This is a genomic window from Paenibacillus sp. FSL R5-0473 (assembly GCF_038004565.1).
GTDB lineage: Bacteria > Bacillota > Bacilli > Paenibacillales > Paenibacillaceae > Paenibacillus > Paenibacillus amylolyticus.
The window spans coordinates 78,087-103,032 of the sequence record NZ_JBBORL010000001.1 but is presented as its reverse complement, the minus strand read 5'-3'; the positions used below and the strand labels follow the sequence as shown (position 1 = coordinate 103,032).

The 24,946-nt window shown below is 46.1% G+C and carries 16 protein-coding genes, 1 pseudogene and 1 riboswitch; of the genes and pseudogenes, 4 read left to right on the top strand and 13 right to left on the bottom strand.

Annotation, left to right across the window (positions count from 1 at the left end; genetic code table 11):
- The first annotated feature begins 180 nt into the window (after positions 1 to 180).
- Complete coding sequence (locus MKY28_RS00435) at positions 181 to 879, top strand: response regulator transcription factor (protein ID WP_017692253.1); 699 nt, start codon at positions 181 to 183, stop codon at positions 877 to 879.
- A 48-nt stretch (positions 880 to 927) separates the two neighbouring features.
- Here MKY28_RS00435 and MKY28_RS00430 read toward each other — a convergent pair whose 3' ends face one another.
- Positions 928 to 1,347, bottom strand: a complete 420-nt coding sequence (locus MKY28_RS00430; RefSeq protein WP_076328902.1) for a hypothetical protein — start codon at positions 1,345 to 1,347, stop codon at positions 928 to 930.
- 241 nt (positions 1,348 to 1,588) lie between these two features.
- Between MKY28_RS00430 and MKY28_RS00425 the strand changes: the two genes are divergently transcribed.
- The 3 genes from MKY28_RS00425 (at position 1,589) to MKY28_RS00415 (ending at position 5,727) form a co-directional block, all read left to right on the top strand.
- The gene (locus tag MKY28_RS00425; protein WP_340934324.1) at positions 1,589 to 2,731 is read left to right on the top strand and encodes a virulence factor; all 1,143 of its coding nucleotides are present in this window, start codon (positions 1,589 to 1,591) and stop codon (positions 2,729 to 2,731) included.
- A gap of 147 nt (positions 2,732 to 2,878) precedes the next feature.
- Positions 2,879 to 3,094: riboswitch (Lysine riboswitch) on the top strand.
- A gap of 119 nt (positions 3,095 to 3,213) precedes the next feature.
- On the top strand, positions 3,214 to 4,695 hold the full coding sequence (locus MKY28_RS00420; RefSeq protein WP_036668017.1) for an amino acid permease: 1,482 nt from the start codon (positions 3,214 to 3,216) through the stop codon (positions 4,693 to 4,695).
- A gap of 390 nt (positions 4,696 to 5,085) precedes the next feature.
- Positions 5,086 to 5,727: a class D sortase gene (locus tag MKY28_RS00415; RefSeq protein ID WP_036668020.1), complete on the top strand. Its 642-nt coding sequence runs from the start codon at positions 5,086 to 5,088 to the stop codon at positions 5,725 to 5,727.
- A gap of 127 nt (positions 5,728 to 5,854) precedes the next feature.
- On the opposite strand, the gene MKY28_RS00410 is transcribed toward MKY28_RS00415, so the two are convergent.
- The 12 genes and pseudogenes from MKY28_RS00410 to xylA form a co-directional block, all read right to left on the bottom strand.
- A complete protein-coding gene (locus tag MKY28_RS00410) occupies positions 5,855 to 10,366 on the bottom strand; it encodes a collagen binding domain-containing protein (RefSeq protein WP_340934320.1) in 4,512 nt (1,503 codons plus the stop codon).
- A gap of 163 nt (positions 10,367 to 10,529) precedes the next feature.
- Positions 10,530 to 11,657 (bottom strand): transglutaminase domain-containing protein, encoded by a 1,128-nt coding sequence (locus MKY28_RS00405; protein ID WP_036606951.1) that lies wholly within the window; start codon positions 11,655 to 11,657, stop codon positions 10,530 to 10,532.
- A gap of 201 nt (positions 11,658 to 11,858) precedes the next feature.
- A complete protein-coding gene (locus MKY28_RS00400; RefSeq protein WP_340934317.1) occupies positions 11,859 to 14,252 on the bottom strand; it encodes an S-layer homology domain-containing protein in 2,394 nt (797 codons plus the stop codon).
- 227 nt (positions 14,253 to 14,479) lie between these two features.
- Positions 14,480 to 15,406 carry an alpha/beta hydrolase gene (locus tag MKY28_RS00395; protein WP_051449541.1) on the bottom strand — a complete coding sequence of 309 codons (927 nt, stop codon included), beginning with the start codon at positions 15,404 to 15,406 and terminating at the stop codon, positions 14,480 to 14,482.
- 171 nt (positions 15,407 to 15,577) lie between these two features.
- Positions 15,578 to 16,204: a bifunctional 4-hydroxy-2-oxoglutarate aldolase/2-dehydro-3-deoxy-phosphogluconate aldolase gene (locus MKY28_RS00390; RefSeq protein ID WP_340934313.1), complete on the bottom strand. Its 627-nt coding sequence runs from the start codon at positions 16,202 to 16,204 to the stop codon at positions 15,578 to 15,580.
- A 151-nt stretch (positions 16,205 to 16,355) separates the two neighbouring features.
- On the bottom strand, positions 16,356 to 17,507 hold the full coding sequence (locus MKY28_RS00385) for an MFS transporter (protein ID WP_036606945.1): 1,152 nt from the start codon (positions 17,505 to 17,507) through the stop codon (positions 16,356 to 16,358).
- 117 nt (positions 17,508 to 17,624) lie between these two features.
- Positions 17,625 to 18,023, bottom strand: coding sequence for an RrF2 family transcriptional regulator (locus MKY28_RS00380; protein ID WP_036668158.1), 399 nt, complete (start codon positions 18,021 to 18,023; stop codon positions 17,625 to 17,627).
- A 183-nt stretch (positions 18,024 to 18,206) separates the two neighbouring features.
- Positions 18,207 to 19,277, bottom strand: a complete 1,071-nt coding sequence (locus MKY28_RS31675) for a glycosyltransferase (protein WP_445670915.1) — start codon at positions 19,275 to 19,277, stop codon at positions 18,207 to 18,209.
- 420 nt (positions 19,278 to 19,697) lie between these two features.
- A pseudogene (locus MKY28_RS31670) lies at positions 19,698 to 20,360 on the bottom strand (glycosyltransferase); the annotation flags it as partial.
- Positions 20,348 to 21,064 (bottom strand): glycosyltransferase family 2 protein, encoded by a 717-nt coding sequence (locus MKY28_RS00370; protein ID WP_340934310.1) that lies wholly within the window; start codon positions 21,062 to 21,064, stop codon positions 20,348 to 20,350. The gene MKY28_RS00370 and the pseudogene MKY28_RS31670, both read right to left, overlap by 13 nt.
- Positions 21,065 to 21,285: 221 nt before the next feature.
- The gene (gene xylB / locus MKY28_RS00365; RefSeq protein ID WP_036606943.1) at positions 21,286 to 22,779 is read right to left on the bottom strand and encodes a xylulokinase; all 1,494 of its coding nucleotides are present in this window, start codon (positions 22,777 to 22,779) and stop codon (positions 21,286 to 21,288) included.
- A gap of 732 nt (positions 22,780 to 23,511) precedes the next feature.
- Positions 23,512 to 24,828 carry a xylose isomerase gene (gene xylA / locus MKY28_RS00360; RefSeq protein WP_036606941.1) on the bottom strand — a complete coding sequence of 439 codons (1,317 nt, stop codon included), beginning with the start codon at positions 24,826 to 24,828 and terminating at the stop codon, positions 23,512 to 23,514.
- Positions 24,829 to 24,946 lie beyond the last annotated feature (118 nt).

Here is a 24,946-nt window from a genome sequence, read left to right as displayed (position 1 = left end):
GGCAACCAAACTGCATTCATGCTAGAATATTGAAGTTCATTCAAAAAGCGTATTCTTTCTCTACATATACATCCTATATTTTGGGATAGAAACATTAAAAAATTTGCGGCATTTATTCGCAATTCACCTTGTTTTTTTAGCATTTTCTTAACATATTATTTTCACCAGGAGTGTGACCCTATGACTATCAAAGTACTTCTTATAGAAGATGAGAAAAATCTGGCCGACATGATTGCTTTCTTTCTTGAGGAGGAAGGATACATCACTGAACGGGTTCATCATGCCCGCGAGGCACTTCAACTGTTTCCACAATTCCAGCCGGATATTGTTGTAACGGATCTCATGCTTCCTGAAATGGATGGAAATGATCTCGTAGAAGCCTTTCGCCAGCACTCCACTGTGCCCATTCTGATGATCTCGGCAAGCACCATGCTGAATGATCGACTTCGTGCATTGCATAATGGTGCGGATGACTTTCTGTGCAAACCATTTAGTTTGAAAGAGTTGGATGCCCGGATTAAAGCACTGCTGCGAAGATCAATCATTTCCTATCAGGATAAACCGGTAAAAGAAGACAAGCAGGCAGAGGTTACTGGACATGTGAATGTGAATGAGTACAGAAGAACCCTGTTTGTGGATGGCGTTGAAATCGAGGTTACTCATATTGAGTTTGAGATTATGAAGGAATTGTACCGCAATCCGGGTAAAGTGTTCACCCGCAATGAACTGATGGATCGGATCAAAGGCTCCGAACGCGCCTATCTGGATCGTACCATTGATGTTCATATCTCAAGTCTACGTAAAAAAATTGAGCCTGACCCCAAGAACCCACGTTATATTAAAACGGTTTGGGGAACAGGCTATAAATATGTGATCTAATACGATCGTAACGCTTGAAAGTTAAACACCTTTGGCCATATCCCTCTTTTATCTCATGGATAAGATGGGTGGTATGGCTATTTCTGATTTATGGACAGACGACGAATGAAACCAATTTTCCATATCCTTGATTAGTTGATTCGGGTCTTGCTCGTTCCAGAGAATCATCTTCATCTCACCCGTACCTGTAATTTCTTGCAGGTGACGCTTCCGAATAAGGGATTGGAAATCCGTAATGACCAGTAACGGAAGTTGTGGCATAAAAGCCCGAATGGCATTTGCTGCTGACACCGCTTCTTCGGCAATCTGATAATCAACAATACAATAACGGGCATTTTCCCAACTTCCCCGATGTGTTTCTATCGCTGAACCAGATGTTGAGTCCTCAATCCAGTTCCTGAACAATTGAATAATATTCTCATATGCAATACGACGTTTTCCATCCGAGAGCACGGTAATGGGTTCCATAGGTATACCTCCAGTTGATTCTTATCTTTATTGTGCCAATTTTCGTTTAAAAATGTTTGTGCGTGAACATGAAAGAAGTGTTAACAAATTTCGCACTTCTTCACATTAAGTGTTAGACACGTCCACTTCACTTCTGGATGATTTCGCAGATTCCACACATTGATGTAAAATAGAGAAATACCCGTGTGATTTAATTTACGGGAAGTTAAAGATGAATCTGGTACTATAGGAGGTTACATTGATGAATATTGTTTCCATTGAACCAACACCGAGTCCAAATACGATGATGTTACATCTCGATGAACGTCTGGAGGACGGAATTCGCAAAACATATACACTGGACAACGAACGATCTGCTCCGGCGTTCATTCGCCAGATGCTTCATATTCCCGGTGTAAAGAGTGTGTTCCACACAACAGACTTTGTCGCACTTGATCGTAAAGGGAATGCCGACTGGTCCGTTATCTTGGGCGAAGTCCAACATCGCCTTGGACAGCACGGCATCGATCTGGACTGGATTGAATCCGAAGATGGTTCAGGCGAGCACTTCGGAGAAGCACAGGTATTTGTACAATTCTTCCGAGGTGTACCGATGCAAATTAGGGTCAAGGCCGGGGTCAAGGAAGAACGAATTTCGTTGTCAGACCGCTTTGTCAAAGCCGTAACAGAAGTCGCCAGTGCAACGATGATCAAAGAACGTAAATTGAGTGATTACGGTGTTCGATATGGTGAATTGCCTGATATTGCACGTGAAGTCGAGCAGGAATTGGAAGCAGCTTACCCGCCGGAACGGCTGGAGCAAGTCATTAAACAGGCCATTGAACATGGTACCAAATCCGAAGAGTTCGTCGAGCGCCGCCGTGAATTGGATGGAGCCGAACTTGAAGAGGCTCTGCGAAACGAAGACTGGAATGTTCGCTATGCGGCATTTGACAGCATGGAGCCTACGGCAGAAAGACTGTCTCTCGTAGCCCATGCCTTGCATGACAACAAAATGCAGATACGTCGCTTGGCTGTCGTATACCTGGGTGACATTCGTACACCGGAAGCGATGGAATTGCTGTATGAAGCACTTCAGGACAGTTCTCCTGCGGTACGCCGGACTGCCGGGGATACCTTGTCGGATATCGGTGATCCTGCCGCCACTCCAGCCATGACAGCTACGTTATCCGATAAAAGTAAACTTGTACGCTGGCGTGCAGCACGTTTTCTCTATGAGGTCGGAACTGAAGAAGCAGAGCAAGCGTTGCGCGTTGCAGCCGATGATCCTGAATTTGAAGTCAGCCTGCAGGCCAAGATGGCTCTGGAGCGGATCGAATCAGGAGAACAGGCTGCTGGAACGGTATGGCAGCAGATGGCTGGCCGTAATAAAAAAGAGGAATAGTCGTCCCTCAGACCTCACATCCAACAATTGTTATTGCACTGGAAAACCATGCGCGTTATACTGATTGTCTGTTTACTAAACAGGACACACGGTGTTAAGTTGTGTTGTTCATAATTTCATAGACAATAGATACACCTCATCCATTGATGGTGAGGTAGAGGTCGCGGGTGCGATCAGTACGCTGATGGAGGCGCTAAGGAGCCGCTTATGAGATCAGCCGAAAGGTGTACCCGCCGAAGCTCGCTGGACGTTCCTTATACGGTCCGGTGAGCTGGGGCTGCTGTCGAAAGGCGCAGAACTGTCACGGAAGTACATTTCCTTTATATAAAGGTATGAATTCTTCTGTGTTGAGCTATCTTAATCATCTGGGACATGGTGCGGACATTGAAATATTAAAGACCGCAGGCTGATGCCTGTGGTCTTTTTGTTTTTATGAATTCAAGTATCGCAAACATCAGTATATCGAATGAAGGAGTGTTTCCATGCAAGACCGCAGTAACCCAACAACAACTGGACCTTCCCTGAAAAAAGGATTACGCGCACGCCATATGACGATGATCGCCCTCGGTGGCTCAATTGGTACCGGGCTGTTTCTCGCAAGTGGTACCGCCATCTCAACCGCAGGCCCTGGTGGAGCATTAATTGCCTATGTGGCCGTTGGCATCATGGTTTATTTCCTAATGACCAGCCTTGGTGAGCTTGCTACCTTTATGCCGGACTCCGGTTCATTTAATACGTATGCCGCACGTTTTGTCGATCCTGCTCTCGGGTTCGCCATGGGCTGGAACTTTTGGTACAACTGGGCGGTAACCATTGCAGCAGAGCTTGCTGCCGCTACTGTACTCATTAAATACTGGTTCCCCGACAGTTCATCCATGTTATGGAGCTTATTGTTCCTCGTGCTGATCTTTTCCTTGAACGTGTTGTCCGTTAAAGGTTATGGAGAGTCCGAGTACTGGTTCGCCATTATCAAAGTCGCTACTGTTATCATCTTCCTGGCCGTTGGTGTGCTCATGATCTTTGGTATTATGGGCGGAGAAGCGGTTGGTTTCAGCAACTTCACCATCGGTGATGCGCCCATCCATGGCGGATTCTTCGCCGTGTTAGGCGTATTCATGGCTGCGGGATTTTCATTCCAAGGTACCGAGCTTATCGGGGTAGCCGCTGGTGAAAGTGAAAACCCGCGCGAAAATGTACCTCGTGCAATTCGTCAGGTATTTTGGCGCATTCTGATTTTTTACATTTTGGCGATTACCGTGATCAGTCTGATCATCCCGTATACGCATCCGAACCTGCTCAAAGGTGATCTGGAGAATATCGGTGTCAGCCCGTTCACACTGGTGTTTGAGAAAGCAGGACTTGCTATTGCGGCATCCGTCATGAATGCCGTTATTCTGACTTCTGTACTCTCTGCCGGTAACTCAGGCATGTATGCTTCAAGCCGGGTTCTATATGCCCTTGCCCGTGATGGTAAAGCCCCTCGTTTCCTGGGCAAGCTGAACAAAAAAGGCATTCCAATGAATGCACTTTTGCTTACAACAGCCGTTGGTATGTTGGCATTCCTTGCCTCCCTGTTCGGTGATGGGATTGTGTACACCTGGTTGTTGAATGCATCCGGTATGTGTGGTTTTATCACTTGGCTGGGTATCGCTATCAGTCATTATCGCTTCCGTCGTGCATACGTTGCACAAGGCAGGGATCTGAGCGATCTGCCTTACCGTGCACGCTGGTTCCCGTTTGGGCCGATCTTTGCTTTTGTCCTGTGTATCATCGTGATCATCGGACAGAACTATCAGGCATTCACGGGTGATCAGATCGACTGGAGTGGAGCCATCGTTGCCTACTTGAGCGTCCCCCTGTTCCTGGTGTTGTGGCTCGGTTACAAATGGATCAAAAAGACCAAAGTGGTGCCGTTACAGGAATGTGATTTCACACCTACGGATTCACCAACTGGTAAGCACTAACGAAGCAATATTTACACTTGCCACTTCGATGACAGAATAACCTTCCGATCGCTGTTATCCCCAGATTTTTTGATTCACTTTTACAAAGGTGAAAATCTGGTGATAAAGGCGAACGCTTCGCTTCTTCACGTTATTTCTGTCCTCTACGTTCTCATGTAAATGGTTAGTTCAGCTTATACAGCTGATACGATTTAACTTCATATTAAAAAAACCTCCCCTTGGCGTTGCATTCTTCCTACTGTAGCGAAACGGGGAGGTTTTGTTTTGGATCGGCCTCCCCCTTCGAACATTTCTGTACGCCCTTTCGTCCCTGTCCATATTTTGTATAGGTCGGTAAGTAAAATAGAGAAAGGTATACTATTTTTCTTGGACAACGGGAGTTGATGTATAATGAAAAAATTCTCTATTCTGCTCGTTCTACTGGGCATCCTGATCATCAGCTTTCCTTTCCTGCGGGAAACGTATTATGACTGGCAGCAAACCCGTGTCATGAACGATCTGGAGCAATTGCAAAACGGCTTGTCTAAGCTTAATCACTCCTTCGAACAAGGCATACAGGATGCAGCTTCCGCCGAGCCGACTACTGACAATACAGGTACAGTTCAAGAGGCCTCATCGGATACGTTGGGGGTGTTATCGATTGACAAGATTGATGTCCGCTTACCGATTCTGGAGGGTGCAACGGAGGACAATATGAAGGTAGCTGCAACCCATCTTGTTGAAACCACCCGTATCGGGAACAAAGGTAATGCTGCCATAGCCGCTCATCGCGCCCACAAAAAAGGACGGCTGTTCAATCGTCTGGGAGAACTACAGATTGGTGATTCTATGGAAGTCACCCTGGCAGATCGAACGATTATTCAATACAAGGTAGATCAGATATCCGTTGTGGAGCCAACTGACTTATCTGTGCTGGAGGATCCCGGGCTTGGACAGGTCCTTACCTTGATTACCTGTGATCCACTCGTCAATCCAACACATCGCCTAATTGTAAGAGCTATTGCAGTGAAACCAACTGTTACGGGGACCTGATCCTCCCTAAATATCACCCAAAAATACCCTCTTAGCATATTCACACGTCGACGCTAAGTCTTCGTAGTGATTGCTAGAGGGTATTTCTATCTACACACGATGAATTTTAGATACTGCGTGTTTCGATCTAGCGATGAAGCTGTTGTCTGCGGCGGAAGTACATGAATCCCGCGCTACCTAGCGCCATCAGCATCATGCCCACAGCAGTGTAAGCCATTGTGCTCTCTTCACCTGTTTGTGGCAGCATTCCCTGATATCCAGAATTTCCGTTTGGCTGTGATGCAGAATTTCCATTGCCCTGTGACCCATCTGTATCCGTTCCAGCAGGAGGTGCAAGTGCACCATCCCCATCAGGTGCATCTGTATCCCCAACTGGAGGTGCAGTATCGTCACCGTTGGAATCGCCTGGTGTCGGTGTCACTACCCCGGAATCTTCATCTGTCGGACTTTCGGTTCCTCCCCCAGACTCTGTAGGTTCAGTTACAACCGTGCCTGGAACCGACGGATTTGGCTTTCCTGGTTCCGGAGTTACTGGTTTCTCTGGATCTGGTGTTACACCCGTAGTAGGTGTTCCCGGATTATAAGGTCCACTAGACCCACCACCCGATACCGGGATAGCCTGATTTGTTTTTTCCACAACTACAGCTTCGGTTTGTATGTTCGTAATTTCAAATGGTACTGGTGTTGTTTCCAACATGTATCCGTTAGGCGCTTTTATTTCAACCAACTGATATTTATTGATATCCAAGCCTTCAAGTACAATTTCACCTTGTTGATTGGTTGTCAATGTAGCTTCATCTAAACCTGTTACCTTGTGGAACTCCCAATTCCCATTTGCATCCATCAATGCAGTTTGAGCCCGTAATTCAAATACAGCTCCTTGAAGGTGCTGAGTTCGACCCGCATTGGTTTTAATCAATTTCACAGAACGATCATTTTTTTTATTTTCAATGGTTATTTGAGTTTCCGGTTTGATAATAGATACAAGGGTCTCCGGCTGTTCAATAACAAAGCCTTCTGCCTTGGTCTCTACCAATGTATATGAACCATAACCCAAACCATCGAATTCAATGACCCCATTTAGGTCGGTTACTTTTGTATCGATGACAATGTTGGAACGATCACGCAATTCGAATTCAATTCCGCTTAATACGGACTTATCCTTGGCATTTACTTTGGTAACGACAAGTTTACCACCTGCACCCATTGCATTAGACTTCGTCAATGTAATACTCTCCGTCTGATTCTCTACAATCGTGAACGGAATTGGTATAGCATCCAATTGATAAAACTCAGGTGCCACGACTTCTACCAGCTCATAATCCCCTGGAGACAGTCCACCTTTGGCAATCTTCCCATCTTCCCCTGTCGTTAACTCATCGATTTTCTCTCGCGTTGCGCCGTCCTTGGAGTACAATTCGAAAGTTGCACCCTTAAGTGTCTTGGAGGAGTCCACCGCATCTACCTTGGTTAATTCGAAGCCTTGGCGAATCTTTTTATTTTCAATTTCAAAAGCGATATCCGCATCCTTAAATTCAATCGTTTTACCTGAGGCAGAGCCATATTCAGGATCAACCAAATATCCTGCCGGGGCAGATAATTCTTTTAACTTATAAGGTATACCGTTGGTTAGATTGTTTAATCGATAGTTTCTGGAGCTTTCAACCACACCATTCTCGTCCGTTGGTTTCAATGTTTCCAGAAGCGTAGTTCCAGACGCATTATAGATTGCAAATATTGCACCCTCCAGCGGAACTCCTGCATCACTGACTTTGTGAATTCTGATTTTGCCCAGACCTGTAGAGGCTCCTCCACCTGCTCCAGCCAAGGAAACTTTGATTCCCGACTGATTACCTTCTCCGATTACCGAGGAAGAATGGCCTGCAAATTCAACCTTATTCTCAATTCGGGCGCCATGATCGGCATTAATATAAGACTGATATTCCAAAATGAATGCGGTATGGATATCTTTCTTGAAGGTAAAGGTAAATGTATTGCCCTCCACGTCCAATTCATAATCAGCTGGATCAACAAGTCCAGCTTTGGTGGATACATTTCCTGAATTGTTGGCAGGTAAATTGGTTGCATATAATTTCAATGAATCAGCCAATAAAATCTGGTTCTCTGACAGGGTATCTGTTAATTGATTACCCGCAGGAATGAAAGATTGACTTGGATTGATATTTACCGTCCATGATGCTTTATCCGTTGTACCTTCTTGCTTCCCTGTTTTGCGCACGTATACACCACCGTTGGCAGGTGTAACACTGGCTGATCTATTAAATCGTATTGCACCACCCTCACCATCCGTCAGAACAGCCTGGTTGGCATATGCGCCTGCGACAGAATATGGTCCATCCAGACTTGTTTGGTACTGAATGCGATAAGCCATTTTGCCCATGTTACCCAGATCCAACACAAAACCTTTACCGTCCGGGTTCAGCTGGAATTGACCAGGTGTGAGCGGAACCTCGCTACCTACAGCAGTAACATTATTGGCTCCCTGCAACTCTAACTCATGAACTTTCAATGAGCCGTCTACGAAAGATTGGTCTCCAGTGTAAGCATCCTTAAGGATTGCATCCTGAATATCAAACAAATTGTAGTTTACATCGATTGTCCAGGTGATCTTTTTATCTTTGGCGCTATATTCACCCTTTTTGTTACCATTTTGAATCGTGTAGTCTTGCGGTTTGACCGCAGCAGATTTGGTAATCGCGGTCTGCTTTACATCAGACTCTTCCCAATCGATCTTGGCTGAGTTGCGATATTCATCTTTCGTTGGCATACCCGCTGTGGGATCGAAGCTTGTCTTATAAGTAATAACATGCTCCGTACTGAGCGTTACGCCGTCCTTCAAGCGAAGTGAGAATCCTTTTTCATACGTTGGATCAGCTGGGTCTGGAGTCAGTTCAAAGTCCTCATTGTTAACACCACTCACTTGAAGACTACCCGGAATCAGTTTCATATATCTGCCTTCGTAATTGTCGGTGATGACGATATCCGTCATTTCCTGCAAATCACGGTTCAAAACAATCTGCCATTCGATTTCTTTTGTGTTGAAGTTTTCACTTTTTACACTCTTTGCAAAAATGACTTCCTGAATGTCTCTTCGGCCTGTTTTGGAAGTACCATCATACATGTTCACTGTGTTCGTAATGGTGTCGTTTGTATACACACGATGAATAGATTGAGTATCATATTCGATCTCATAGGCCTTTGTAATATCGTTCTTAAAATGTAATCTGAAGCCATTATCGAACCCTGTACCCATCGCTTCGAGTGTGTATTCATTCGGATTGATCAGTGTTCTGTTGGAAGCCGCTCCACTTGCATTAATGTCCACTTGATACACTTTGACGGAATTGTTGATCAGTTGCTGTTTTGCCGTATCAAAGCGGTCTTCAATCCATGCATTCGTTTGCATAATTTCTTGCTGATTGTAGTTATATTGTACTTTCCATGTGACCGTCTGTGTCACCGGATCATACGCACTATCTTGCCCTGATTTGTTCAAAGGCTCATTAAAACTCACACGAACTCGGCCAATATCTGTTTCGTTGTGCTCGCTCTGATCCGTTGTAAGCGCAACCTGGTTTTGATACTCCACGTTGGTGAACGGAGCAGTGGTTGGTGCTTTAACACTTGTTGTATAGGTCACACGATAGGCCTTATCTGTATCTCCCAATTGAATTGGAAAATGTGGTTCCGTTTGAACTACTGGGCCTTCTTTTACAGATCCATTCAATTGCACTTCCAATTCGCGAATTTCGATGTTGCCCTTGAGCTCCAGCTCTGCTGGGAACGTGTCTGCAAGAACAGCATTTTTCATAGCCTTCTCGCCTTGGTTAAAATCTACAGTCCATTTAATTTCATCCGAGTTGAAGTTCTCTTTGTTTGCGCTTCCCGATTTCTTCAACTTATCTACGGCTGTGTTGGCAAAATGTACATCAATGATGCCCTGCCCCACGGAACTAAAGTCTATCTGTTGTTTCAAGCCATCTTCCATCTTGCTCTCATCGAACTTAATCCACACGTAGAAGTTACCTTCCAGCTTCGCATGCTCGATCAGTTCATTAAAGGTAAAGATGATTGTGCCATCTGGATTCACCACATACTCCCCAACACCGCCATCCAGATTACCCTTAAGCTGCGATCCGATGATGAATTTATCTGGCAAGTTAAAGGTGAACGTGGAGCCATCACTGTAGTTGTGGTTGTCATCTGCAAGTCCCCATGTAAAGACTACAGCCACCTCATCCTGGATTCGTGGTCGAATATCCTCGATTTTATCTCCTTTGACTTCAATCGTGCCATTTCCGTTGTCTTCTGGTGCCTGATTGTACATCTGCACACTGGTAATCAATTGATCTGTAATTACCGGGCCTGCAGCTGCGATTGCTAAACTGCTCTGGTTGAGGTTTCCCTCCCCCTCTTCTTCCGGAGTGGCAGCAACGTCAACGTTGTTGACCTCTTCCGAACCTGCCAAACCTTCTTCTGATGCTGTATCGCTGATTGCACTGGCTGGCAAATTAGTTAATTCATCCTGAGCATGCATTGTTGGTGTAAATATCCAACCCTGCATCATTTGCGTGACCAGTAACAGAGCAATGATCACTATGCTCACTTTTTTCCTCATTGTTTGCATATCCTCCTCGTACGTAGTGTTGGCATACGCCGAAGATTAGAATAGCAAAGCGACATATACAAAAAATAGACAACACTAAAATCCTCGTTTTTGAACACAAAATTGAACACAAAAAAGGATACTCCTCAAGCGGAGCATCCTGCTCAAACGGTTGTTATAGTGTCCAGTTAATTTTGACGCGCAGATCCGTAGTACCTTCCATTTTGGATACATAATAAGATATCGATTTCATGCCAAGTTGGTACAAATCCTGCAAATCTTCAATCAGTCCAGCTTCCGTACCCTTGTACCTGAATGTCAGCGAGGTTCCGCCTTCCTTCAGCTTACTCTGAACTTTGGTCTTCAGCGCAGCATGGCCTTTAACAGCATCCTGTTCATCATACAGGGAATAGTCCAGAGCATGGTACAGCTTCTGATAAGCGGCTTTTTTGCTATCTCCGGCCTTCACCAGCTTTAATAAAGCTTCTCGATATGGGGCGGGCGCAGCGGGGTACTTGCTTTTGCCTGTCCAGATATGGTCACGTGCCATCTCATCATCACTCAGCAAATAGTAGCTGTGGCTAACCTTACCTTTGCGGTCAGGGGTAGGATCATCCCAGGTGGTGTCCATGTGATACCACTTGCCGTCCAGGTTCACGATATTCCAGGCATGAAGCTGCCCGCCCGCTGTACCTTCCACAATCCGGTTATCGATACCTACTCGCTCCAGCATCCGATATGCCAACAGTGAATATCCCTGACAGACGGTACTGCCTGTAACAAGCCCGTCGTAGGCCGTATATTTCTTCAACGAAGTATCGTAAGAAAGGTTAAGCACAATCCAGTCGTGGATGACCTTGACCTTCTCATGATCCGTCATGCCTGGTTTGATGATTTCTTTCAACACGTTTGTGACTTTACGATTCACATAATCGGTCTGCTCCTTGGTCTCCCGATAGGAGAGAGTCACATGCACCTCGGCCGACACATTGGAGCCTTTATAATTAAATGCATAACTTTTAACGGTATATTGGATATAGGGGTCACTCTTCATTGCCTCATCGATGGAGGTTTGTAATTGTTTTTTGAGGCCCTTCACATTGCCTTTGTATGTAAAAACAAGTTCCTCCGTTCGCTGTGACATTGCGGTAAGCAAGGTCTGGCGCAAATCTGTTGCCGTGGATATATCTGATGTCCCTGATGCAGCATACAATTGATCCAGATCAACCGTACGTGGTAACGCTACAGCAATCAGACAGCCTGCCAGCAGTATGGTGATAATTCGTTTCCCGTTCTTACCCATGAAAGGAACCCACCCTTCTTTGCAAAGTTCTCACGCCCTATTGTATCACAAAAGGCTCTGTCGTCATTCTTCTAGTTTTGTCAAAGCAAATCAAAAGAGACCTTCTATGGAAGGTCCCTTTGATCTTTAGTTCATTGAATCACGATTACCCGTTATCTTCATCCTATGTTTCGTTTGGTCACGATATGAGTGATTCCTCGTCTAATACAGGCGATTACCACTCATAAACGTATCTGTTTTACCTTGAAGCTTCGCCAGCCGTTCCAATACCTGTGACGCTTCAGCTACCGTCACTTTACGTGCAGGCATGAATCGTCCTTCAATCGAAGGAAGCAATCCCAGCTTCAGACTCAGGGAGACCGCTCCCTTACTCGTAATGGCACTGGCATCCGCAATGTTGGGAAGATCCGATGGCAACGTATAGAATCCGGCCAGCTTCTCATAGCGTAAAATACGTACAAGCAGCACTGCCAATTCTTCACGTGTCATCTCTTCCTGCGGATTCAAATTCTGTTCAGGGTCCGCTCCGGCAAGCCAGCGCTGATCAATTAATGCCCGAACTGCCTTATAATACGGGCTGTCAGGTGTCACATCAGCGTATAACTTGTCATCTCCGTCCCCACTGTAGTACAGATCCATATTTGGATTAATCGCTCTTGCCAGATAGTTAAACCAATCTCCTCGGGTGATCACACGATCCGGGAATACGCGTCCCTGCTCATCAGCAAGCAATACGCCATGCTGGGTCATATTGCGTAGAGCTGCTTCGGCCACATGACCCAAGATATCCGTAGGTTCGGTCTTGGTTGCAGAGCTTGTGTCCCCGTATAAAAGCTTCCACTCTCCTGTGTTCGCATCCAGCGCTTCATAGTTGCCATAGATCGAATTCTCATCACGTGTAGGCATATAAGCAAGGTTCACCCCCGCTGGGATGACTTGACCACCGTTCATACCATATCCGCCATAACGGGAATATGCGAGGATTAGCTTGAATTCCTCCAGATAGAGTGCCTTGGCCTCTTCATAACTGATGGCTGGCTTAACATCTGCTGGCAGTTGTTCAGGCGTTGCCGCAATACGTGTATAGAACTCGTTAATCGTCCCGTTGTTCAAAACCTGTACTTGTGCCGTATCTTCCTTAACCGGAATTCCGTTCAGATAACGCTGGAACAAAAATGTGCGAGCATCATCCACCTCAATCACATTAGCCAGTCGGAACTGCTCCGTTGCGTCTGGAACTAGCGCAATCACTGTGTCCATCGCCAGTTTCTCAGCCTGCTTCCGGGTTACCAATTTGCCTGCCTTCTCCTCAGCCGGCTTCTCCTGTTCCATCTCCGGTCCCATTCGTTGCATCATCGTATAACTGTAGATCTGCCCGGTAACTGCATCTACCTGTGCTGAGATATCCCGCATGAACATATAGGACATATTGGCACTTCGATCGCTCCAGCTCAGACTCCATACCTGATTGTTCGGACTTGAGTAATATCCCTTGCCCAGCTGGCTATGTTCCAGCTTATAGCCCTTGGGAATATCAAAGTTTGTTGCGACCCGATTGGCGGCCTGCTGCACATTTAATCTTGTACCATTGGCCGGGACAAAAGGCGTTACATCACCTTTTAACTTCGTATCCTGCTGCAAAGAATCTTCATCTACAGCTTTACCTGTTAATGTATTAATCCGTTCCAACGTATTGGCTTCAATCGGAACGATACTGATATTTTTTGGTGTATATGCAAGGTAATACTGCTGACCCTGTTTGGAAGATAGACGATCTTTGGCGATATAAGCCAGTTCCACATCGAACTGTTCTTCAAACTGCTGTCTGGCCTTCTCTTCTGAAGCTGCCGGTTTCGATGAGGGATACTTGGCTTCAATAGTACCTCGGGAGTAACCTGTTACCAAACCACTTTCGTCCACATTAATGTAGACTGTCTCTGCATCAGTTAACAATCCATCATGTTTTAACTGGTACCCGTATCGATACTCTGTTCTGCCAAACAATGACTCTTGTTCGATGGAAGAATACAGATCTCCAAGCGGAGCATATTCACTTTCCTTAAGACTTGGAATCGCTTGGTACAACAGTGCCACGGCCTTTTCTTCAGCTTGAGCTTTGGTTAACTTCACATCTGATTCCGAGACATGTTTATCCAGGATATCCGACGGCAAATGTACACTTAACACTTCCCCTGTGCCTGCATGTACAGTTCCACTGAATCCCGACGTATGATTGCCTTGTGTAATCTGGAACCCGATCTCCCACGCCTTGTATTCTGGCGGTGGATAGGAATTAGGTGAATCGAATCGTGCAGATGAGATCGTTGCTTTTTTTAACAATGGAAATAATTTCAGTATATTTTCACTGGCTTGCCTGGATGAGATTTTCGCTCCCTCAGGCACGTCATTGCTCGTTGCGTCTAGTTGTTCATTTTCCCCCGTTGTCGCTGCGGTCAACTGCTCTGCTTGCGCGGCTGATGCACTGCCTGCAAAACCTGGTGTTTGCGAAGCAAGTAGCAGTGTTGCCATCGCTGCGGTTGTTGCTTTGGTTGCGAACATTTTCAATCGTAGATTAAACTTCCAATTCAAACTCAAATCTGGACCTCTCCCTTCAATTTCATACAAAGAAGCATAACAAATAACCTCGCATGAATATTGCCAGTCTATTCTATGATACCATAAGCTTCCTTTTTAATCGTCGTTTTCGGGGCAATTTTACAAATGTGAATTTCTGCATATTGCTAGTAACAGCAAAAAAAACGCCAACCACGTTGGCGTTTTCTCTGTTAGCCTGCACTCTTATGTAGGCTGAATCTACCTTGTCAACTATTCGCTTTAGACGAATCGTTCAACTTCGCCTGACCTTGGACATGGGTTTTCAAAAATGGAATAACAGTGTCCCAGAAGGTGGGATCTTCCTCAGAACAACTGTGTCCTCCGCTGTTGACCCATAGATGTTCAACAGGCGGATCGGCTTTGGACATAAAATATTCAAGCTCACTCGGGGGAATGAAATTATCTCCCTTGGAGTGCACCATAAGCATCGGCAGTTGCATCCCCCTGCGCCGTTCATTCAGCATCATCACCGGATCACGCTGACGATAAGATTTAAGAGATTCACCCATTCGCCAGAACCAGATTCTCGGAATTAACTGGGCCAGTGGAAACAAGGGCAGACGCCGGCGTCTCAGCTCTGAACTGACGATTACTTCAAATTGCGATGGCATCGAGTCCGTAATCACTGCTGATACAGGAATTCCCTCCGTCACTGCAAGAATCGTACCCAGTCCACCCAAAGAATGTCCAAGCACTCCGATGGCATCCGCATCAATCTCTGGTCGTGCAGTCGTATAATGCAACGCCGCGAGCAGATCATCCCGGAACAGGTAGGCAGATGCAGCACGAACCGGATCACTGGCCCCATGACTACGCACATCATACATAAATAAGGCATATCCAGCTTCCCAGATCGGACGTGCGTAACGAAGAACACGGGAGCGATTGGAGCCCCAGCCATGTGCAATAATAACGAGCGGCCATGGTTTCGGAATGTCGGCTCTGGCCGGGATGAACCAGCCATGCACCCGACCTCCCCCACTGTCAAAGGTCACATCCTCAAATGGCATTGGGGGTGTCAGTGTGATTGGAATCTTCTTGGGGGTTTGGCTCTTTACCGCTGCCTTCCATAATCCACCTGCCGTTACTGCGGCCACGGCGAGCATGCCGCCTATCATTGTTTTAGCTTTCACAGGGCATCTCTCCTCTCCGAATTCCGGCATACATCCATCATAAAACAATAGAATGAACGGCACGTTAAGCGACATGGGTTTTTATGATAAAGATTAATCCAACAACTAATTTAAAGGAACCATCATATATATACCCAAATATATACATATTCCTCATCTGATGCTGGAATCCTAGGCTTCAGCTGCTTCCACAAATCTCCGTGCACATGTTGCAATCTGCTCATGATCTCCTGCCACAAGAGCTTCTCGTGGTAAAAGTGCACTTCCCAGACCCACTGCAGCAGCGCCTGCTGCGTAATAATCAGCAATATTCTCCAGTGTGGCACCACCTGTTGCCAGCAGCGGAATATGATTCAGTGGAGCTTTGATCTCCCGCAGATACGGTATACCCAGACTCGCCATCGGAAACAACTTCACAACTCGTGCTCCCGCTTCATGGGCAGCGACAATCTCCGTAGGTGTCATGGCTCCAGGCCAGATCTCGACACCATGTTCTACAGCATATTCAATGACAGACAGATCGACATTGGGAGACACCAGAAATTGTGCACCTGCAGCGACGGCTTCCTTCGCCATCTGCACATTCAGTACCGTACCCGCTCCAACAAAAGCCTTTCCTTCATGCCGCTCACGCCAGTCCGCAATAATATCATGTGCTCCAGGTGTGTTCAGTGTGACTTCCATCAGTCGGATGCCACCACCTGTCATACCTTGTCCAGCTGTTACTGCCGCTTCACGGCTTATACCGCGCACAATCGCGACCAGCCTCGACTCCAATAGTACTTCCGTCAGATTCATATCCAGTTCCCCTTGCTTCATCAATTCGGCAGCCGAAGACAGGCAATCATGGTCACCGCTTTTCCGTTATTCATTATTGTAAGGCATATCCTCTCCTGGATGAAATCATTTGATCCAATATTCACTTCTTCCTTTTAAAAAGACATTGAATTCAACTTGGTTTTGTAGTCAACCTGAAGGAAACAAGGGCAATCGCCAACGCCAACAGCAGGACCATACCACCAATCCACCCCAAATTTTGAACGGAATTGTATTTCACAACTACACCTCCCAATCCGGCACCGAAAGTCATACCTATGTTCATTACTGCCGTATTGTAACTCAGGACTGTTTCAGAAGACTGTGGTCTCAATGTTATCAAATAGAACTGATTCGCGGGCGTTGTTATCCAGGCAGCTGTGCCCCAAATCATGATGGTCAGAAGAATACCTATTGTGGAACCTGCTGTGATGGGCAAAATAAAGAGGGCACCAGCATGAATAATCAAACTGATTGGAATCGTGCGAACAGGTCCCCATCGATCTACCGCATAGCCACCAAGACGGGAACCTATGAATGCAAATACACCCAATACAAGTAACGCCGTACTAATCATTTCTATTGAAAAATCGGCTACTGAACTTAAAAGTGGAGCGATATAAGCAAATACCATGGTGTAGCCCAGAATCCAGAAAACAGTCGTTAATAATCCGGTGATAACCTTTTTATCTTTGATAATCAATAATTGTTGCTTCAGGGAGAGAGACGGGTTACCCTCCATTCGAGGAATAAATCTGTACAACAGCATGAAATTAATAAATGCGATAATTGCAATCATGATATAAACATAGTGCCAATCCATGTAGGCAGCAATGAAGGTACCAATCGGCACTCCTAATACCAATGAAACGGTGAATCCTGTGATGACAGTTGCAATGGCACTACCCTGTTTGCCAGAAGGAGCTAGTCTTGCAGCATAGTTCGTGGCTAGGACAAAATACAGACCACCACTCATGGCCAATACGATGCGTGAGAACATAAGCATGCCAAAGTTCAAACTGAAGAATGCAATGATATTTCCCAAGATAAAAATAAGCATGGAATACAGAAGTACTTTTTTACGTTGTAACTTGGAAGTCAGCATGACCAGAGCCCAGGCTCCCAATGCATGAGATAGTGCATATACGGTGACCAATTGTCCTGCTAATGAGATCGAAACCTGTAAATCGCGGGCAATGATATCTAAAACGCCAGATACGACAAATTCGGCTGTTCCCACAACAAAGGCTCCTAAAGCCAATAAATAGATAATAAATGAATTCATTTCAATCTCCTTTATTCAAAAGAATAGTGTGTGAAATCTTCTGGATATATTCGTTTGTTGAAATTTATAATAGATATAAAAGACAAATTATATCTATTATAAATACAAAAAAAATACTTAATGCATCATTGATATTTTACCGGCAATTGAAGATAATTTTCGATTTTTAAGCACTTCTTCCATCTGTCCTTCGGCAGTGATCATGGTTTCTTGAATTAAGCATCCCTGTTTATGATGACAGCAATCAAACAGAGAGGTTGTACCCTCAATGGCCTGTATGATGTCCAAAAACGTAAGATCCTCCCACTTCTCCTGAAGTGTATACCCGCCATGGGCACCAGATGAAGAATGAATCATCCCCTCTTTCGTCAATTTGGTTAAAATCTTGGACAGATATGTGGGTGAAACATTCTGCCACTTTGAAAGTTGCTGCACACCCACAGGTTTATCTGAATTGGATGCCGCAAGAAAAATCATCGTGTGCAGGGCGTAATTGGTAGCTTTGGAATACTTCATCATCTCATTCCTCCCTAATAAAAGACTTAATATATCTACAATAACTTCTTTAATACAATTACGTCAATAACCCCCTCTCATAAAAGTGGCACATTGCGTCCACTCTTTTATCAGAGGAGGCTCTTGTTACAAACAACTGTTCCAGCAATATCTATACCTACAGTTCCAATCTATATGCATGCTTTAGGCATTTTCCAATACGTTATCCTTCTCCAAATCTTTAAAGTATCGATCGTTATATAACATGCTTGGATGTGTTGGATGATAGGCGAGTGCGATATCATTATGTTCCCGGGCCTTGGCACGGTTACCCATCCGGTCATAACACACACATAGTTGCAGATGCGGCATCCAGGTCCAAGCTGCTTCATTCAGCACTACCATAGGGTCATCAGGACGTACAGCACGAGTCGCCTGTTCGTACCAGAACAGGGCCTTGCGATAATCTTCACGGTCGGCAAAATAACCACCCAATCGACAGCAAATCTCGGCTCTTGGCAAATCATAGGCAAATGATCGGAACAACGCCGTGACTTCCTGTTCCGGATGTTCAAGTGCAGCTTCACAATCCGCAATTTTCTGGCAAGCAGCGATCTGATCTTCCACCCAGCCCAATCCGGTATCCAGAAACTTCTCATAGTACTTCACCGCATCCTCATGCTGTCCATGGTCCTTCAGCTCATTACCGAAATAGTACAAGTCACGCGGCCCGAATTCCTCTCCGGCCTGTTCCCTTTTGCGATAGATCCGCAGATTACGATCGGTATACACCTTATCTTTCTTGTGGGTAACCGCTATATCACTATGCAGCAGATTGCCCGCTACAGCCAGATATTCATGGACCGCGCCAATCCAGCGAAATTGCCGATCCCGACGCACCAGACGATTCCGGCGCAGGCTGTAGGCTACCTTGCCATCTGCTGTGAATGACAGATTATAATCCATTGTAACACTATCAACATCCGGGTCCAGCGAACGTTTCAAGGCGATCAGTTTCGCCCGATCTTCCGGTTCCAATACATCGTCGGCATCCAGCCACAGAATATATTCACTCTTTGCCTGATCGAAGGCATAGTTGCGTGCTGCTGCAAAGTCATCCACCCATTCAAAATCAACGATACGATCCGTATATCTGGAAGCAATCTGACGGGTACGATCCGTTGATCCGGTATCCACGATTACAATCTCATCGGCAATACCGTTGACCGAGTCCAGACATCTCGCAAGGGAAGCTTCTTCATTTTTCACAATCATACACAGGGTAATACTGATCGTCTCCTCCCCTCGTCTCGCCCTGCGATTAAAGGCAGATACCCCCGGCAGTTCGGACAATCGATAGATGTGGTACGCAGGGAAATGAGTATCGACGAACAAACGAAAACCCAATGCCTGAGCACGGATGCAGAAATGACGATCTTCGCCCCAGAAGGATACATTGGGAATCTGGTCATATGAGACTCCTGCTGCCAGAACATTTTTGCGAATAAGAGTACATGCCCCTAGCCCTCCAACTTCATAACAACCCGGGATCCGCAGCTGATTTAGAAAAGCAGTCGTTTGCGTGCCCTCGTCCTCCGCCTCGGTTCCGTCTACTGTTTTGCCACCGCGGCGATACAAGGCATACTCATCTTGTAGCCATACCTGCGGCATTTCCCTGGCATCTGGCTGCCAGCGGGTCCAAAAAATATTGGATACAATGTCTTTGCCACTCGATACAAGTTGCTCCAGCGTCCGCGGATGCAGCACCAAGTCAGAATCAATCAGGAACACCGCATCGTAGTGATTGTCGCGTGCATATTGCAATATGCGATTTTTCAAACCGGCTACACGCCAAATCTGCTCATCCTGCCAATAGTGTCCTCCCTCATCCTTGCTGTACACCCCTTTGTTGTCAGGACTACCGCTACCATGTTCATCTGCTTGAATAACCGTCCCTTCATGCTGAAGCACAAATTCATGCAATATATTCGATGCGGCTTCTTCCACGTTATCGTCAACAAACAGATAATCCGTCTTCACTGTTGTTCGTTCCAGTGCATGCAGAGAATCCAGAAATTCACGGAGCACCGGAGTTGTCTGGCGAATCGGGCTGGCGATCAGTATTCTTTCTTGCTCAAACGCTTCATGCTCTTCCGATTGGCGGGTTTCCAGCGAATTATCAGAACGTCTGGACGGTCGATGATTACTCTGGCTCTCATGTTGCTCCTCTTTTTGATGTTCTTTCTCATTCTCTTTTTCTTGTGAATTCAGCTCTATTTGAGGTTGGGATTCTTCTTGCGATTTGCGTAACAGTTCTTTCTTCAACGTGCTCACTCCCCCTCTCCTTATTCGAACCATGCCAACAGTCGTGGCTCTTGATCCAATATCGATTCGTACTGTTCCTTCCAACCGTATCTTGCTTCAGGGTCCAGTGCTTGATAGCGTTCATATTTGCGGATACGGTCTTCTTCCCGCGCCCAACCATAGTGCTTCACCCGGGGAGCATGACATCCATAGGACCAATGCTGGATCGTTAACGGAAAACGACCACAATGCTGGGGTGTCTCCTTCCATTCATAGTTCATCCCCGGGTGATAACGAATCAGAAATGGCCGATAATAGGCATGCGCCTGCCAGAACTCATCTTCCCGGTAATGCGTCTCACTCCACATATCAAACAATCTGAAATAGATCGCATCTTCTTTGCCACTGAGCAGCAGATCCCGTACCAACCCAAAGTCACTGGTTAGAATCTCATCCGCATCCAGATTCAAAATCCACTCCGGATCGGTTGCCACCGTCTCTTCCCATTGTTGTTTTCTCAGGCTTACCTCGTCTGCAAAACGTGAAGCTACGTTCTCCACTAATACGAGTGGAATACCGTCCAGAAGTTCCCTGCACAGTGCGACCGTTCCATCCGTGCTTCCGTCATCAATGATTACTGCGCGATCAATCCAGGGACGATGTCTCTCCAGTGCCTGCCTGAGATAGCGATTCTCTTCATTACGAACGATCATCGACAAGGTAATATGTGGTCTTCCATGTTCCTCATGTCCATCCAAAGCTTCACCCCCATGCGCAAGCTTCTACCTATTAAAATGTCCGACACACAATTCCTGGACGAATCACAATCCTCTATTTCCAATCTATGCAGAGCCGGAATGCGGATATGCAGGCCAAGTAAACCTTTCATGGGGTTAATCTTGATGAACGACAAAAAAAGCACCCGCCTTCGCGGATGCTTTTAAGGTAATCACAATATTAATGTAGTGAAATAAATGAATTAACGGTATTCAGCCAAACGATCATTGAGACTACGCGTCTGTCCATAGACTTCCTGATACAGTGCGAACAGTCCATCATAGACGGCAACCGTTTCCGGGTTCGGCTCATAGGACTTCGCTGGACGAATAAACGCTGTTGCACATTCTTGCAAAGACGGGAACCAGCCACAGCCATAGGCAGCCAGCATCGCTGCACCCATCGCAGGACCCTGTTCGCTCTCCAGCTTCACAATCGTGGCGTTAAAAACATCAGCCTGCATTTGCAACCAAGCTTCGTTCTTGGCACCGCCACCAATGGAGATAACTTCATTGACTGTTTTGCCTGCACCACGCAGAATATCAATGGACTCGCGTAGCGAGAAGGTAATACCCTCCATCACCGCACGTCCAAAGTGCTCCAGCTTGTGCCCTGCATCCATACCGATGAAACTGCCACGGATATTCGCATCCGGATGAGGTGTACGCTCCCCAACGATATATGGTGTGAACAACAATCCGTTGCTGCCCGCCGGAATCTGATCGATGCCCTGCAAGAGCACATCAAACGATTTATCCGCTGCAAACGTATCCTTGAACCAGGACAAGCTATATCCTGCGGCAAGCGTTACACCCATAATATAGAAGGCATCTTTCTCCCCGTGATTAAAAAAGTGCACTTTGCCTTCGAAGTCGAGATCTTTACGCTCTTCGTAGGAAAGCACAACCCCGGACGTTCCGATGCTGCACATCGTCTGTCCTTCACTCAGAATGCCTGCGCCAATGGCACCACACGCATTATCCGCACCACCTGCAAATACTTTTGTCGCAGCCGCCAGACCCGTTTGATCCGCAATCTCAGGCAGCAACGTGCCCACTTCCTCAAACGATTCCACAAGACGTGGACAAAGAGAGATTGGCAGCTCGAAAGCTTCTGCAATCTCGTTGCTCCACTGCTTGCCTGCAACGTCCAGCAGCAAAGTTCCCGCTGCATCGGAATAATCCATAGCGTAATCCCCGGTCAGGCGATAACGTACATAGTCTTTTGGCAACAGGAACAAGGATGCTTGCTGTAACAATTCAGGCTCGTTCTCCTGAACCCACAGAATTTTCGGCAAGGTAAAGCCTTCCAGTGCACGGTTCCGGGCAATGCTTAACAGCTTGCCATCCAGCACTTTTTCGATGCGACGGCACTGAGCCGTAGTACGTGTATCGTTCCACAGGATTGCGTTACGCAGCGGTTTGCCTTCAGCATCTACCAAGACCAGTCCGTGCATCTGACCGGAGAAGCTCAATCCCTCGATTTCCGAAGGCTGCACGCCAGACACTTCAAGCAATTTACGCAAGGAAACAATGGTCTGCTCTACCCAATCTTCGGGATTTTGTTCACTGTATCCAGCCTTGGGCTGGTACAACGGGTATGCCTCGGATGCTTCAAATGCCACTTTTCCTTCACGATTGACCAACACGGTTTTAACCGCACTGGTTCCAAGATCGACACCAATTACGTAACTCATAGGTTAACTCCTCTCGTTTGTAACAGGACTGTATAAATGAAACCCTTGATGCTCATATGGTCACTTCATGATCAGAAAACCCTTGGATCGCCGTTACCCCCGGATTTCCTTTAATCCCTTTGACAAGGGAGAAATCCGGGGATAAATGCGCACGCTCCGCTTCCTCGGGTCCTTTCTGCTCACTCCGTTTTGCATGCACCATCTTAGACAACCATTTATATCAAAACAGTAAAAACATACTCGTTTTTGTAGCAGAAAGATTGATCCAATAACCTTGATTCGTCATTGGTTATAAATGAAACCTTGATGCTCATGTGGTCACTCCGTGATCAGAAAACCCTTGGATCGCCGTTACCCCCGGATTTCCTTTAATCCCTTTGACAAGGGACAAATCCGGGGATAAGCCTATGCTTCCGAAGCCAGCTTTCTTTCAGAAAGCTCTTAGCGCACGCTCCGCTTCCTCGGGTCCTTTCTGCTCACTTCGTTCTGCATGCACCATCTTAGACAAACATTTATATCAAAAATTTTAAAAAATAGCGTTGTTTGTTTAATCAAAAAACCGCCCCCGTCTTCCCAAGGGAAAGTCGGGGACGGTCCGAATGTCATGCTTGTTCAGGCGTTCCATGGTACAAGCTAATCTTGTGCATAGGCAAGCTTGGATACTAATGTCCAACACATATGAGTTGAGTAACCATTGGTGGTCGACGTGCGCCAACCCTGCCTAATGCGCTATTAGTCAGCCAAGATGTACTGGTTGAGTTGTGCTCTCAGCAATTCCTGACGTCCGGATTGGTTTTTGCGTGGGCTTTCGTTGTTGAGTGCATACTCAGCAAGGGAAGCCAGTGTTGCTTTACCTGCAACTACATCTGCACCGATACCTTCGCTGAAGCTGCTGTAACGTTTTTCGATGAAGTCATCGAATACGCGATCTTCAATCAACTTCGCTGCTACTTTCAGACCTTTTGCATACGTATCCATACCTGCGATGTGTGCCAGGAACAGATCGTCAGCTTCGAAGGAACCACGACGTACTTTCGCGTCAAAGTTCACACCACCACGGCCGATACCGCCGTTTTTCAATACTTCATACATTGTCAATGTAGCATCGTACATATCAACCGGGAACTCGTCCGTATCCCAACCGATCAACATGTCGCCTTGGTTCGCATCGAGGGAACCGAGCATACCGTTTGTACGAGCAACGCGGATTTCGTGATCAAATGTATGACCAGCCAGTGTAGCATGGTTTGCTTCTAGGTTGAGTTTGAAGTGTTTGTCCAAACCGTATTTTTGCAAGAAAGCAATCGAAGTTGCTGCATCATAATCATATTGGTGTTTCGTTGGCTCTTTTGGTTTAGGCTCGATCAGGAATTGTGCATCAAAGCCAATTTCCTTCGCGTAGTCTACAGCCATGTGGAACATGCGAGCAATGTTGTCTTGCTCCAGTTGCATGTCTGTGTTCAACAATGTGTCGTAACCTTCACGACCGCCCCAGAATACATAGTTTTCAGCGCCCAGGCGTTTACCAACTTCCAGACCTTTTTTGATCTGTGCTGCAGCGTGAGCATACACGTCTGCGTTGCAAGTGGAAGCTGCACCAAACATGAAGCGCGGGTTCGAGAACATGTTCGCCGTGTTCCAGAGCAGTTTTTTGCCGCTGGATTTCATATGATCTTCAATCAGATCAACAATCGTATCAATGTTGCTGTAGAACTCACGCAGGTTGTTGCCTTCTGGTGCAATGTCCACATCGTGGAAACAGAAGAATGGAAGATTCATTTTTTCCAAAAATTCAAATGCCGCTTCCACGCGTACTTTCGCGAGGTCCAGACCTGAGTATTTATCCCACGAACGAACAGCTGTCTCCGCACCGAACGGGTCACTGCCGCCTGCAGTTAATGTGTGCCAGTAAGCCATGCCAAAACGGAAATGTTCTTCCATCGATTTGCCGGCTACCACTTCTTCCGGATTATAATGTTTAAAAGCAAAAGGATTCTTGGAATCTTTACCTTCAAATGCAATTTTATTAACGGATTCAAAATAGGCCATGTGTAAAATGCCTCCTCAATAGTTTTAAGAAATCGTTTACATAGTTATCCTATCACATCGAATATACTTTGTCTATTGGTTAAACAAAGTAAAATAAAATTGTTTTTTACATGGTTGT